Origin of the sequence: Bacteroides sp. NSJ-39, assembly GCF_014287315.1 — a bacterium.
Taxonomy (GTDB): domain Bacteria; phylum Bacteroidota; class Bacteroidia; order Bacteroidales; family Bacteroidaceae; genus Bacteroides; species Bacteroides finegoldii.
The window spans coordinates 56,092-69,774 of sequence record NZ_JACOOB010000015.1; the positions used below are offsets into that span (position 1 = coordinate 56,092).

Annotated in this window: 8 protein-coding genes and 2 pseudogenes; 4 read left to right on the plus strand and 6 right to left on the minus strand. The window is 44.9% G+C overall.

Annotated elements, in window-relative coordinates:
- Nucleotides 1-54 precede the first annotated feature (54 nt).
- Nucleotides 55-1,796, minus strand: a pseudogene (locus H8S63_RS15340) (pectinesterase family protein).
- 103 nt (nucleotides 1,797-1,899) lie between these two features.
- Here H8S63_RS15340 and H8S63_RS15345 point away from each other — a divergent pair.
- Nucleotides 1,900-2,043, plus strand: coding sequence for a hypothetical protein (locus H8S63_RS15345; protein ID WP_186927290.1), 144 nt, complete (start codon nucleotides 1,900-1,902; stop codon nucleotides 2,041-2,043).
- A 154-nt stretch (nucleotides 2,044-2,197) separates the two neighbouring features.
- Here H8S63_RS15345 and H8S63_RS20190 read toward each other — a convergent pair whose 3' ends face one another.
- Nucleotides 2,198-3,133: a pectinesterase family protein gene (locus H8S63_RS20190; protein ID WP_032839437.1), complete on the minus strand. Its 936-nt coding sequence runs from the start codon at nucleotides 3,131-3,133 to the stop codon at nucleotides 2,198-2,200.
- Nucleotides 3,107-4,312 (minus strand): annotated as a pseudogene (locus H8S63_RS20195) (glycoside hydrolase family 88 protein); the annotation flags it as partial. The pseudogene H8S63_RS20195 and the gene H8S63_RS20190, both read right to left, overlap by 27 nt.
- 299 nt (nucleotides 4,313-4,611) lie before the next feature.
- Between H8S63_RS20195 and H8S63_RS15355 the strand changes: the two are divergent.
- The 3 genes from H8S63_RS15355 (at nucleotide 4,612) to H8S63_RS15365 (ending at nucleotide 8,712) form a co-directional block, all read left to right on the plus strand.
- Nucleotides 4,612-6,012 (plus strand): PTS galactitol transporter subunit IIC, encoded by a 1,401-nt coding sequence (locus H8S63_RS15355; RefSeq protein ID WP_007751151.1) that lies wholly within the window; start codon nucleotides 4,612-4,614, stop codon nucleotides 6,010-6,012.
- 37 nt (nucleotides 6,013-6,049) lie between these two features.
- Nucleotides 6,050-6,970 carry a 5-dehydro-4-deoxy-D-glucuronate isomerase gene (kduI, locus tag H8S63_RS15360; protein WP_007764793.1) on the plus strand — a complete coding sequence of 307 codons (921 nt, stop codon included), beginning with the start codon at nucleotides 6,050-6,052 and terminating at the stop codon, nucleotides 6,968-6,970.
- 293 nt (nucleotides 6,971-7,263) lie between these two features.
- Nucleotides 7,264-8,712 carry an MFS transporter gene (locus H8S63_RS15365; RefSeq protein WP_186927291.1) on the plus strand — a complete coding sequence of 483 codons (1,449 nt, stop codon included), beginning with the start codon at nucleotides 7,264-7,266 and terminating at the stop codon, nucleotides 8,710-8,712.
- A 394-nt stretch (nucleotides 8,713-9,106) separates the two neighbouring features.
- Here the strand turns inward: H8S63_RS15365 and H8S63_RS15370 are convergent, their stop codons facing one another.
- Genes H8S63_RS15370 through H8S63_RS15380 form a run of 3 tightly spaced genes read right to left on the minus strand, consistent with a single transcriptional unit; the run spans nucleotide 9,107 to nucleotide 13,543 of the window.
- Nucleotides 9,107-12,514, minus strand: coding sequence for an AAA domain-containing protein (locus tag H8S63_RS15370; protein ID WP_186927292.1), 3,408 nt, complete (start codon nucleotides 12,512-12,514; stop codon nucleotides 9,107-9,109).
- On the minus strand, nucleotides 12,489-13,313 hold the full coding sequence (gene tatC / locus H8S63_RS15375) for a twin-arginine translocase subunit TatC (protein WP_007751161.1): 825 nt from the start codon (nucleotides 13,311-13,313) through the stop codon (nucleotides 12,489-12,491). The genes H8S63_RS15370 and tatC overlap by 26 nt, the downstream gene beginning before the upstream one ends.
- Before the next feature lie 11 nt (nucleotides 13,314-13,324).
- The gene (locus H8S63_RS15380) at nucleotides 13,325-13,543 is read right to left on the minus strand and encodes a twin-arginine translocase TatA/TatE family subunit (RefSeq protein WP_007751163.1); all 219 of its coding nucleotides are present in this window, start codon (nucleotides 13,541-13,543) and stop codon (nucleotides 13,325-13,327) included.
- Nucleotides 13,544-13,683: the final 140 nt, after the last annotated feature.

A 13,683-nucleotide genomic window follows, 5' to 3' on the forward strand; every position in this document is an offset into this window, starting at 1 on the left:
ACTAGCATTCTGGCGCTATCTTCAACAGCTATTTTGCAGAATCGGGAGATATAATCAACGTTTCACATCCAACAACCGGTTTCCGTCCCTCACCGGATTCCAACCATCGTCTCCTGCCAGCACTGTTACCGGCTCATAACCTTTCAGATTTTTCAACTGACGGGAGAATGCCGCACGTGCTTGCGGATTGGCCCCTGCGCCCTTACTGCCATATTCGGCATAAAAGACTGTCTTTTCGTTTTCCTTCTTACCCCAATTATTCCAGCCGACAGGAAGAATATGTTTACCCAGTTCGCAGCGAATAAATACAGCCTGTGCATAAGGTCGCCAGGGACGTGACAAATAGACCTTTGTAGCTTCCGCATCAGCCGTCAGCCGACAGTCGTAGAAAACGTAACCGTACTTCTTTCCTTTATCGGTAGAAGGGGCAGTGACGTAGCCATCCCCCTTGCTGTGAATGCGGCAACGATTGAAGACAGCCGTAGACCAGCCGAAAATAAAATCGACCGTTCCTTCGATGTAGCAGTCCTCATAATATTGGCGGCTTTGCTTGCCGTATGTGTAGAGTGTATCCTGGAAGCCGAGAAAACTACAGTTCTTAAAATAGGCACGGTCGGCAGAAACAAAACAGGCAACTGCTTGCCCCACGGGACCTGCAGAGTTCTCGAAGGTGATATTCTCGGCATAAAAATCAGGAGCATAGATGTAACAGCTGGACGAACCGGAAGTTCCCATGTTCTCACCGAATACGTTCTTCTTGTTTGCGAAATCGTCATTGGTCAGTATCGTACCATCTTCGCCAATCAGGGAGATATTAATCTTACTTTCGGGGATGATTATCTTTTCTTTGTAAGTGCCTTTGCGGACAAGGATTGTGGTACGTACATTTTTGCGAAAGTCGGGGACAGCATTAACGGCTTCCTGCACAGTGAAGAAATCACCGCTGCCGTCTTGAGCCACCACATAATCATAATGACGGATACATTTCGCCAATTCCGGAATCTCTTTGCCGATGGCTTTCACCGCCAATCCCGCTACGGTTCTTGCCCCATAGATATTCAAATGAGTATTGTCCTCACGTCCCTTCGGAAAGGCCGGAACCCGATTGGGTTCTACAAACATGAACAGCTTTTTCGACTCTGCGGGACCAAGTCCCTGCACCAAGTCGTGCGTGATTTTATTCAAGTCGATGAAGGTCACTCCCAACTCTTTGGCAACATTGCGGGGAGAATCCAGATATGCCCCATGAGTATCGAACAGAACGGTTCCTTCTTTGGGCTGCTCTTTGGATGCACCGGGTATCCGTCGGATGTCTTCCGCAATAGAAGCATCTTTCGGCTGAACAAAGTTACGGCGGACGATGGAATTGAATAGTACGGGGATACCGCCTTTCGCACGGGTTTCGTTGACAAACCGACGGAGATTATCGTCGAAAGTAGTTCCCGGATCGGTATGACGGGTAGAATCCGTTTTTTCATCATTATGCCCGAACTGAATAAAGACATAATCTCCTTTCTTCACTTTAGAAATCACTTTTTCCCAACGTCCTTCAGAAATAAAGCTTTTAGAACTGCGCCCGTTGGCGGCATGATTGTCTATCCGTACATCTTCGGAAAAGAAACCGGGAAGCACCATTCCCCATCCCCTTTCGGGATTTCCCCCATCCATCTTTTTATTTGCCATCGTCGAATCACCGATCATAAAGATAGGACAACAGGTTTATCCGCACGGAATGCAGACAAAAGAATAAAAGCCGCCGCCAGCAGCCATATCATTTTATTTCCTTGTATTTTCATACTTATCTTACTTTAATTATACTACTCTCATACATACAAAAAAACGTTTTCCTCTATCACCTATCACCTTCGATAGTCAAACTACTTATTATCAACCAGTAAGATGGTGACAGTTCCTCATAACCAACCTATCACCCAACTGTCACCTATCACCGTGAAGCCAAACGCTTATCACCGTAAAGCTAAGTGTTTGCCGGTACAAAGCAAAGAGTTTCAAGCAGCCGAACAGAAAGTTTCAAGCGCTTGAAACTAAAGTTTCTCACTGATGAAACTACAGTTTCTTACCGGTGAAACTACAGTTTCACACCGATGAAACCGAAGTTTCATGCCGTGAAACAAAAAGTTCGCTGTGGCGAAACAAGTGGAAACAAGTCGGCAAAGGACCGTTTACCCCATTTCTCTTACTTGTAAGGGTACCAATTGCTATTTTCTTTGAAAATATTCTCCGGTGTATACCTCAAGGCTTCCTTCTTTGTAAGCTGTTTGCCCCATGCCACGCGTCCCGATGTATCCGCACCGTCTCCTGTGTTTCCAAATTCCGCATAACGGGCTGTTCTCTCATTCTCCGGATTCTTCCAATTATGCCAACCTTCGGGACGGATATGTCCGCCAAACTCACAATTAATAAAAGCCGTAGCGGCATATGGACGCCAAGGACGGCCTAAATAGACCTTTTTCACTCCGGGAGCAGCCGTCAGCTTGCAGTTTTTAAAGACATAGCCGAATTCTTCATTTTGAGGAGTCGAAGCAGCAGTGATATACGAATCACGTTTGCTATGCAGCTCGCAATACTCAAAAAGTGCAGTGGAAGGACCGAAGATAAAATCAGTAGTACCTTCTATATAGCAGTTGGTAAACAGCAAACGGCTACCCTCCGAGCCTGTATAAATGGTATCTTGATTTCCAAGAAAGCGGCAGCCGACAAACATCAGCCGGTCTCCTTCGGTATGGAGGGCAACTGCCTGCCCCAAAGGAGCGGCATTATTCTCAATCGTCAAGTCCTTGAAAGTGATATCACTGCCTTCCACTTTCACGGTGTAGGTACGGAATGTTCCCATCTTATTGATATTGGCATGATCATCATACGTAATAATCGTCTTTTCGGAATCTTCACCTACCAGTTGCACGTTCTTCACCCACGAAGGAATCACTAGCTTTTCTTTATATACCCCTTTCTTTATATAGATAGTCACCGTATAATCCATAAAGGCGCGTACCGCTTCCACAGCGTCCTGGATATTACGATACTTACCCGTTCCATCACGTGACACAACCAACGTGTCTTGCTTTTGCTGTTGCTCATAGGACAAAAGACGTTCATATTCCAAACTCGCCATTATGAACGGACCTACCGCCTTCGGGTCGTTATTGCGAATCGTTTCATTGATATAATAATCATAATCGCCTGAACGGTATACTTTTCCTCCCAATCCTGCCACCGCGCAAGCCTTCGTGACAGTTACCACTCCATTCTTGTCCACTTCGATAAAATTATTCAGGAAACCTTTATAGCCTTTCAGCGCCACATTCAAATATGATTTATCAATATATCCCAGCCGTACCGCCTTGAACAAGGAATAAATAAACATAGCAGAGCAGGAAGATTCCACATAATTCCCCTTATCCCCGCTTCTGTCCATCACCTGATACCATCCTCCGGTCTTCGGGTCTTGAAGTTTCCTCACTTGTACGGCAACATTATTCAAAATATCCAGCAGAGAATCTCTTCCGGCTTCATGCTTCGGAATAAACTCCAGCGCATCAACCAAAGCCATCGCATACCACCCCATCGCACGTCCCCAAGTGTGCTTGGACTGCCCCGTGACGGGATCCGCCCAACGTTCGGTGCGGCTCACGTCCGTCGCATGGCGGTAAAGTCCATTCTTTGGATCGTATGTGTGGCGGGCACAGGTTACAAACTGATTGATTACATCCGCATAAGCCTGCGGAAGATTATTGCGGAACGCATATTCCGCATAGAAAGGAGCTCCCATATAAATGCCGTCCAACCACATCTGATGCGGGTAAATCTTTTTGTGCCAGAAGCCGCCATCCGCATTGCGAGGCTGCCCTTCAAACTGGCTGTAAAGCAAGTCGAGCGCTTTCTTATACTTAGGATTCTTCGTCTGCTCATAAATACGGAAAAGGATTTTACCGGAGTTGATGCGGTCGAGACTGTAATCGGTCAGCTTATAAGCGGTAATCGTCCCGTCTTCATGTACCATTGTGTCCGCGTAAGCGATGGCGTAATCACGAATCTTCTCATCGCCATACGCATCATATACATCAAGCATAGCCCCCAATTCAAGTCCGTGACAATAGTCCCACTTCAACTTCGGCTGGAAATCGAGCTGCCAGGATTCGGGGCAACGGATCATTTCCGATTCAGTCATCCTCACCGACCAGGGCAATTTGCTGTCTAATTTGCTGTCTACCTGCTGAGCCGACAAAACTAAAGGAACGGTTGTTATGAATAAAAACAATATAAAAAAATCAGAAAAGAGAGTTCGTCTCATGGATTGCTATTTTAAGGATTAAACATTCAGGTCTTTTCACGGTACGAAAGTAGCGCTTTTCCTTCAAAGCCTATGGGATTTTTTAGTCAACTAGGTGTATTTTTTGTTTTTCGTGCACGGAAACGACTAATTTTGTGCACGTAAACGTCAAAAATGTCCATTTTTGATGCAATATCTGATAAATTAAGAGTTTCGTTTTGGAAGAAAGCGGAAAAGGTCGTACTTTTGGCACGGTTTACAACTAATACCCTCTGGGGAAACACAGTAATATATCATTAAAACAGAGAAAAAAGAACAGAATGGAAGAAGTATTCAAGTACATTATCGGTCTTGGAGCGGCAGTAATGATGCCGGTCATTTTCACAGTCTTAGGAGTATGTATCGGTATTAAACTACCGAAAGCGCTGAAAAGCGGTTTATTAGTAGGTGTCGGTTTCGTCGGTTTGTCGGTAGTCACAGCGTTGCTTACCAGCAGTCTGGGTCCTGCACTGAGTAAAATGGTAGAAATCTACGGATTGGAATTGGGTATTTTCGACATGGGTTGGCCTTCTGCGGCAGCAGTAGCCTATAATACATCTGTCGGTGCTTTTATTATTCCGGTTTGTTTGGGGGTTAACTTGCTGATGCTGCTTACCAAAACGACACGCACTGTCAACATCGACCTTTGGAATTACTGGCATTTCGCTTTTATCGGAGCGATCGTTTATTTTGCTTCCGACAGTATTCTTTGGGGATTCTTCGCCGCTATCATCTGCTACATCATCACGCTTGTAATGGCGGATATGACTGCTCCCGCTTTCCAGAAGTTTTATGACAAAATGGACGGTATCTCTATTCCTCAGCCGTTCTGCCAAAGTTTTGTTCCATTCGCTATTGTTATCAATAAATTACTTGATATGATTCCGGGATTCGATAAGTTGAATATCGATTCGGAAGGTATGAAAAAGAAATTCGGACTGATGGGCGAACCGTTGTTCCTGGGTATCGTAATCGGTTGCGGTATCGGAGCGCTGGGTTGCGCAAGCTGGCAAGAAGTAGTGGACAGCATTCCCGGCATTTTAGGATTGGGTATCAAGATGGGAGCCGTAATGGAATTGATTCCGCGTATCACCAGCCTCTTTATCGAAGGTTTGAAACCAATCTCCGACGCTACCCGCGAGTTGATTGCCAAGAAATATAAGAACAGCACCGGTTTAAGCATTGGTATGAGTCCCGCTTTGGTGATCGGACATCCTACTACACTGGTGGTATCTCTGCTTTTGATTCCTGTCACTATCTTCCTGGCTGTTATCCTTCCGGGCAACCGTTTCTTACCGCTGGCTTCTCTGGCAGGTATGTTCTACTTGTTCCCGATGATTCTGCCTATCACAAAAGGCAATGTGGTGAAATCATTCATCATCGGTCTGGTAGCCTTGATAGTAGGTCTGTACTTCGTTACAGAACTGGCAGGATTCTTCACACTGGCTGCCAAAGACGTATATGCAGCTACGGGTGACCCGACAGTAAATATTCCCGCAGGCTTTGAAGGCGGCGCGCTCGACTTCGCTTCCAGTCTCTTCTGCTGGGGTATCTTCCACCTGACTTACAGCCTGAAGATTGTCGGCCCGGCTATCCTTGTGATACTTGCGCTCGGAATGGCTGTTTACAACCGTATCCGCATGACTAGAAAAGATGCGAAAGAAGCATTAGAGAACAAATAATCAATGACATAATAATAATCCAATAAAAATTCGAAATATGAAAAGATTAGCAATTGCAATGATGTTGGGTATCGCAGCCATGTCTGCTTCAGCCCAAGTAAATTACAAGATGCAAGTGGCTTGCAATCCGCAAGACGTGAAAACGTATGATACAAACCGCCTGCGTAGTAGCTTCCTGATGGAAAAAGTAATGGTTCCGAACGAAATCAACGTTACATATTCCATGTATGACCGTTTTATCTTCGGTGGAGCAGTTCCTGCAACTAAAGAGCTGGTATTGGAAACTATCGACCCGCTGAAAGCTAAATTCTTTTTGGAACGCCGCGAACTGGGTGTTATCAACATTGGCGGTGAAGGTATCGTAACCGTAGACGGTAAAGAATACACATTGAAATTCAAAGATGCTTTGTACGTAGGTAGAGGCAAACAGAAAGTGACTTTCAAGAGTAAAGATTCAAGCAATCCTGCTAAGTTCTACATCAACTCGGCTACTGCTCACAAGGAATACAAGACTCAGTTGATTACAATCGACGGACGCAAAGGTTCTCTGAAAGCGAACTCTTTTCCTGCCGGAAAGATGGAAGAGAGCAACGACCGCGTTATCAATCAGCTGATTGTCAACAACGTGCTTGAAGAAGGTCCTTGCCAATTGCAGATGGGACTGACAGAATTGAAACCGGGCAGCGTATGGAACACAATGCCTGCACATACTCACAGCCGTCGTATCGAAGCATATTTCTACTTCAACGTACCGGCAGGCAATGCAATCTGCCACTTCATGGGCGAACCGCAGGAAGAACGTATCGTCTGGATGCAGAACGAACAGGCTATCATGTCACCGGAATGGTCTATCCACGCCGCTGCCGGAACCAGCAACTATATGTTTATCTGGGGTATGGCGGGTGAAAACCTGGACTATGGAGACATGGACAAGATTAAATATACAGAAATGCGCTAATCGTTGCGCAGCTCTGAATTACATATCAGTAAGAGAATGTGTTAAAACGCAGATTAACGCAAATTATCGCAGATTGTTTTTAATTATATATAGGTTAACCAACGGCCTATAAAATTACTTCTGTGATAATCTGCGTTAATTTGCGTTTTATTATTCGTTATGACGCCCCCTTTGGAACAAATTACATACATAATGTAACGGATAATACATGAATTCGACCAATTTTTACAAATGAAATCCAGTCGAAATACCGACCTTTGTCAGCGAATCAAAATCTATTTAAATCCATTATCATGAATACATTTCAAAAAACAGGCGAAAAAATGACAAACTACAGATGGACCATCTGTGCTATGCTATTCTTTGCTACTACAGTCAATTATCTCGACCGACAGGTTCTTTCATTGACCTGGGACGAATTTATCAAACCGGAATTTCATTGGAATGAGGTACACTATGGTACGATCACTTCCGTATTTTCTATTGTCTATGCCATTTGTATGTTGTTTGCCGGACGCTTTGTCGACTGGATGGGAACCAAGAAAGGGTATCTCTGGGCAATCGGTGTATGGTCGGCAGGTGCTTGTATGCACGCACTTTGCGGAATCGTAACCGAGCAATACGTAGGTATGCACAGCGCAGCCGAACTGATCGCCGCTACCGGAGACGTCGTTGTCGTGCTGGCTACCGTAAGTATGTATTGTTTCCTGGCTGCACGCTGTATCCTTGCACTTGGTGAGGCCGGTAACTTCCCTGCAGCTATCAAAGTAACAGCCGAATATTTCCCGAAGAAAGACCGCGCTTATGCAACTTCCATTTTTAATGCCGGTGCTTCTATCGGTGCTCTGATCGCTCCCGTATCTATCCCATTGCTCGCTAAGGCTTGGGGATGGGAAATGGCTTTTATCGTTATCGGTGCTCTCGGATTTATCTGGATGGGAATGTGGGTATTCATGTATACTTCTCCCGACAAGAGCAAGCACGTCAATAAAGCCGAATTGGACTATATCGAACAAGATAAGTTTGAGGAAGGTGAGATCCCCGCAAATGCAGAAGTAAAGGAAGAAAAGAAAATGAGCTTCCTCCAATGCTTCACATACAAGCAGACATGGGCTTTTGCCGCCGGTAAGTTTATGACCGACGGTGTGTGGTGGTTCTTCCTGTTCTGGACTCCGTCTTATCTGAACACCCAATTTGATATTAAGACATCCGATGGATTGGGGATGGCATTGATTTTCACGTTGTATGCGGTGACCATGTTGTCTATCTACGGTGGTAAACTTCCGACTATCTTTATTAATAAGACAGGTATGAACCCGTATGCTGCCCGTATGAAAGCGATGTTGATTTTCGCATTCTTCCCATTGGTAGTATTGTTGGCACAGCCGTTAGGAACACTTTCTCCGTGGTTCCCGGTTATTTTAATCGGTATCGGTGGAGCGGCTCACCAATCATGGTCGGCCAATATCTTCTCTACGGTAGGCGATATGTTCCCAAAAACCGCAATTGCAAGTATTACAGGTATCGGCGGTATGGCCGGTGGCGTAGGTTCTATGCTTATGCAATACGGTGCAGGCGTATTATTTGTGCATGCTGACGAAACCCACATGACATTCATGGGATTTGAAGGCAAACCTGCCGGATATTTCATCATGTTCTGTATCTGTGCAGTATCTTACTTGCTCGGATGGGTGATTATGAAAGCATTAGTTCCGAAATACAAACCTATCGTATTGGATTAATTCATCCACATACGTTAGATAACAAACAAGAGGGGGAACTCGTGATGAGTTCCCCCTCTCTCTTGTATTAACAATAAATTTCTTTGAAAAAGAAAAAAATAAAAAGCCTCTTCTCACGAAGAAGGCTTTTTAGGTTTACTTATTCTGCACCATCTTCCTGCAATATTTTCAATTGCAACACTTGAGATGAAGTGTCATTGCATTCTCATAATGAAGAATAGTAAACGTTAAGATGAAAAAAAGGGAAGTCTCACGACTTCCACAATTCTTCTAACCTTAAATCTAAATCTCTATGAAAAAAACGTGTTGCAAATATAGGCGTTTGTTCAACATAGAGGTGTTAATGAATCGCATAAAGAGAGAATAAAAACTAACATCTGCAAAAATTAGCAAATCACTCTTTATACTCCATTAAATTTAATAAACTTTCGTAGAGTGGATTGGACTTCAGATACTTAGGGACTCCTGTCACAAACATCTGTTTTCGCGCACGGGTAAGAGCTACATTCAGTTTACGATCAATCAGCGTACCGTCTTCTTCTGTTAAATTCGATACAAACTTTAATTGAAAATAACTGTTGATGCAACAGGAATAGATGATTACATCCCGTTCGCTCCCTTGAAAACGCTCGACAGTATCAACCATAATCCGATTCAGAGCCGGAATGCCCAATGCGGCTATTTCTTTTTTAATCAGTGCTATCTGACTTCTGTAAGGGGTAATGATTCCCAACGTACGCGCCTCATCGAAATCTATCCGGCAATCCTCATAGATACGGGCAACCAAATCCGCTACAATACGGGCTTCCGAATGGTTTATTTTCGTAGATGTTCCTGTCTTCTCCGGTATGGAAGGATAAAAAGCCAAACGACAAACAGTATCGGAGTCTTCCAGTTGGTGAGGCAATCCGACGGGAATCAGACGCCCTCCATAAAAAGCACGGTTGGCAAACAGAGCCACTTCGGGATGCATACGACCTTGACGGCAAAGCATATCGTAGGAAGGATGAGAGGTCAGGGGTGACTGACGAGCGGTGCAGTTGCGGTAGAGACGTTCGAACAGGGAATCTTTCAAGTTGGTCAGTCCGATAGACATCAAGGACTCCTCGTAGATAGCGGACTGTTCAGAACTTTGCAGCACAACGGCAGGAAGTTGCTTATAGTCGCCAATCAGGATAAATTTATCAATGGCATTCCCACCCTCTTCGCCACGTGCACAAAGAATGCCTAATAGCTGAGGTTCCAATATCTGTGTAGCTTCATCTATAATGGCAACATTAAAATGTTTCAGACGGAACAATTCCGGTTTGCCGGAAATGGCCGCTACGGTTCCTACAATGATGCGGCAACTCCGAATACGCTCGTAAACTTCCGAACGGCGGTTGCAGGAGGCTAATTCGTTTTCTATCAGATGAGTGCGGTAAGTCTCGTCGCACGACAATTCACTTCCCACACGGATAAAATCAACGGCAGGACGAATGGAAGCAAGCGATTTGCATATCTCGTCGACAGCCCGGTTCGTATACGAAAGCAGAAGGATTTGAGCGCCTTTATCCGCATGGAATGTTTCAACCATCTTCTTTAAGGCACAAGAGGTCTTTCCGGTTCCCGGAGGACCGATAAGAAGAAAATAATCTTGTGCGGCTTGCGCTTTCAATGCGACACGGGTGAAGTCGTCTTTCGCCTGTGAAACAAGAGAATCCAATGATTCGTCGAACTTCGGCGGACGCTGGGCCAGCAATAAGTCGCGACGTTCCTGTGTTGCAGAGAGATAAGCGTACAATCCTTGATACATGGAGCGGAATGTCGTATCCATCATGTCATGTTCTATCGCATAAAGGCTATCGGCAGGGAGCACCGAAGGATTCTGCTGTGTAGCCCGAAGGCGGATACTTATTTCATGATCGGTCAGATGTTCGATATTGCCCTTGAATACCATTTTATTGGTTACATTATCCGTCCCGCAGTTTCGTTCATAGAGGATAATGGCATCACCTTGACGGAAATTAGGAAGTACGTTTTGTATATCATTGTCCGCTACTGTCTCCGGCAGTTCCTTTTCTTCGAAATCGGAACGTACCAATAATAAATAAGCTTTATGCTCGTCGGCGGCATGATTTTCACGAATCCGCAAATTATAGATAATCTCACCGGCTTCGCATTTCTCGGCCAATGTGGAAAGCCACAAGGAAGCCGCACCCGTACGCCCTTCATAATCCACATCACCGGACTTAGAAGTATAAAGTTCTTTCGTCAGAAAATTATAGACCGCATAAAAATAGCTCTTTTCTATGGCGGAAAGCCTCTGCAACTTCTCCTGAAAGCGATCAATGGGCGGCCGCAAATAGGTTTCCCAGAAACGTCCTCGCAAGCCACGTTCATTCAATGTGGAAGCATTGATCTCCTCTAACTTCCGTGCAGTATATTCCGGATTGTTATGCAACTGGATACCATATTCATCGGCTACGATCCGGTTGCGCAAATCAATCACACGGCGCACCATTGCCCAAGAAGGCCGTGAAGGGTAAAGAAGCGGATAACGGGTATAAAGCAAATAGGCTTTTACTTTCCGGTGATCCATCCCCATAGAGTATTGCAATACTGCCTGATAAAGCAACATCTGCACCTTGTTGTTCTCTTTCGGTTCCACCTTGCCGCGGATAGCGTACTCGTCAGCTTTACCCGATTTCATTTCGATGAAGGAGGACATATCCCGTTGCATATAATCAAGGCGACCTTGCAGTCCGAGCGCTTCGCAGATATAAGAAGGTTCAAGCACCGCATCCGTCTTGTCCAATTCGTATCCGGCAGTATGAAAAGTATCATTCACCGTTTCGCGGATATGCTCGAAATGCAATTTGCAATCATCAAAGAATTGACGTTCCTTCTCTCTGTCCCGCAAATCGGGGCAAGCCGCCAATTCTATGGGATAGCGGCGGAAAGCCTTTTGCATACAAGTCCGATAATCAATATCCTCGTTCGGCGCATGAATCCATTCATCCAGAAAGAGATTGGCAATATTTCCCAGTAACAGGGGACGGGCATTCTCAATCGGTTGCATTCGGGAAAGGAAGTAGTTTCCCGGATGGTGTCCGTAATCGCGGAAACACTCTGCAAGCGAACTGATATCAATCAGATAATCCGGTTCGAGAACGATAAAAGAAGGGGTAAGGATTCCCGCCTCATCTATCGCAACGTCAAGCAGATTCATCTGGGCATGTTGCCAAAGCAGCTTACAGGTTTCTGCAAACTCTTCGTTTATTTGAGGTATATTATAGCGGACAAGATAGGGTCTCTCCGAGACTTCGTCCAAAGGAGTCACATACAGATATTGTTCGTCCGCATATTGAAAACAGACACGCATTCGCCGAACTCGTTCACGGGCAGGAGGGGCAACCAGATAGGTAGCGTCCGCACGGGGAAGCAAACGGTATAACTCATCCGGAATATTCTCTCCCGAAAGTTTGCGGACCAGAAAGGCCAGTGTTTTAACATCCCGCAAGAGTTTTTCCCTGTTCGGTTCGAGACAGCGGTTCAGGATTTGATTGGAAGTCAGGCGGAAAGTATGAAGCCGGTTCTGCTCTCCTACCGAAAGTCCGGTCTTGGCAGCAATAAAACTGATTCGCGCCGAGAGGTCGGTCATTTGCAAACTGCTGCTCTGCATTTGCGCCCGGCAAATACGTTCGAGCAAGTCGCGCATCTGCTTGTAACCAACGGTCAGTTCATCCTCTCCCGCCTTGCAGACTGCTAGAAGTAATTCATAAGATTCTATCGCTTCACTCTTCTGACAGGGCAATTTCATCTTCTATTTCCTCTTCGGTTTTCTTCTTATCCTTTATCATCAGGATACTCATTTCGTATAGCAGATAAAGCGGAATAGCGACAACACTCAATGTAAACGGATCGCCTGTCGGAGTAATAATGGCAGCAGCTATCACAATGATGACAATCGCATGGCGACGGTACTTCCGCAAGAAAGACTTATTGACTATTCCCAGCAGGGATAGCAGCCAGGTCACTAACGGCAATTCAAAAGCCAGCCCCATACAGAGTACCAACATCATAAAATTGTCGATATAGGAATTGAGCGACAGAATGTTCTCCACTTCCGCACTCAACTGATAGGTGGAAAGAAAACGGAGCGTCAACGGATAAACCATAAAGTAACCCAGCAAAACACCGACAAAGAACATCACCGTTCCAACTGTCAGAGCTTTACGCACTCCTTTCTTTTCATTGGGATAAAGGGCAGGACCGATAAAGCGCCATACTTCAAAGAAAAGATAAGGCATGGCAGTGACTACCGACATCCAAAAGGCTGTCGACATATGTATAAAGAAAGGAGCCGCCAAGTTGATATTGACCAGCTTCACTTGAAATTCTTGTGTGAAGAAATCATCGGTCAAATCAAGCGCCTGACCGATATGCCGTAATAAATCGTAGAATATGAAATCATTGTGGCAAGGTGCCAATATCACATGATCAAAAAGGTAAGGCATAGCAATAAAATAACCTATTGCCAATACAAACCAAACTCCGATCACCCGGAAAAGTACCTTGCGCAGTTCATCCAAATGATCCCAAAAGGTCATTTCTGCCATCCGTACTTGCTTTACTTACTTGAGTCCGCCGGTTTGTCCAGGTCTTCTTTTGCCTTATTTATTTCCTCTTTCGCATCATTCACTCCGTCTTTGAAGCTCTTCACTCCTTTTCCCAAGCCACGCATCAATTCAGGAATTTTCTTTCCGCCAAAAAGAAGAAGGATAACCAAAGCGATAATAATCCATTCGGACCCACTAGGCAAAAAGCCTAACAATAATAAGTTTGTCATAAGTTTATTTGATAAAGAGGTTTTTATTAGTCGGTACAAAGATAATTATTTTCATCACAGATCACACGGATTAACACAGATTTTTATTCACCACAGAGGACACAGAGGGCACAGAGTCCTTTTTTCATAATACGCTGTCA

Coding starts and splice junctions, on each gene's coding strand:
- H8S63_RS15365 (WP_186927291.1), top strand. CDS start 7,264: ATGAATACATTTCAAAAAACAGGCGAAAAAATGACAAACTACAGATGG.
- H8S63_RS20190 (WP_032839437.1), bottom strand. CDS start 3,133: ATGGCGAGTTTGGAATATGAACGTCTTTTGTCCTATGAGCAACAGCAA.
- H8S63_RS15355 (WP_007751151.1), top strand. CDS start 4,612: ATGGAAGAAGTATTCAAGTACATTATCGGTCTTGGAGCGGCAGTAATG.
- H8S63_RS15370 (WP_186927292.1), bottom strand. CDS start 12,514: ATGAAATTGCCCTGTCAGAAGAGTGAAGCGATAGAATCTTATGAATTA.
- H8S63_RS15380 (WP_007751163.1), bottom strand. CDS start 13,543: ATGACAAACTTATTATTGTTAGGCTTTTTGCCTAGTGGGTCCGAATGG.
- tatC (WP_007751161.1), bottom strand. CDS start 13,313: ATGGCAGAAATGACCTTTTGGGATCATTTGGATGAACTGCGCAAGGTA.
- H8S63_RS15345 (WP_186927290.1), top strand. CDS start 1,900: ATGGTGACAGTTCCTCATAACCAACCTATCACCCAACTGTCACCTATC.
- kduI (WP_007764793.1), top strand. CDS start 6,050: ATGAAAAGATTAGCAATTGCAATGATGTTGGGTATCGCAGCCATGTCT.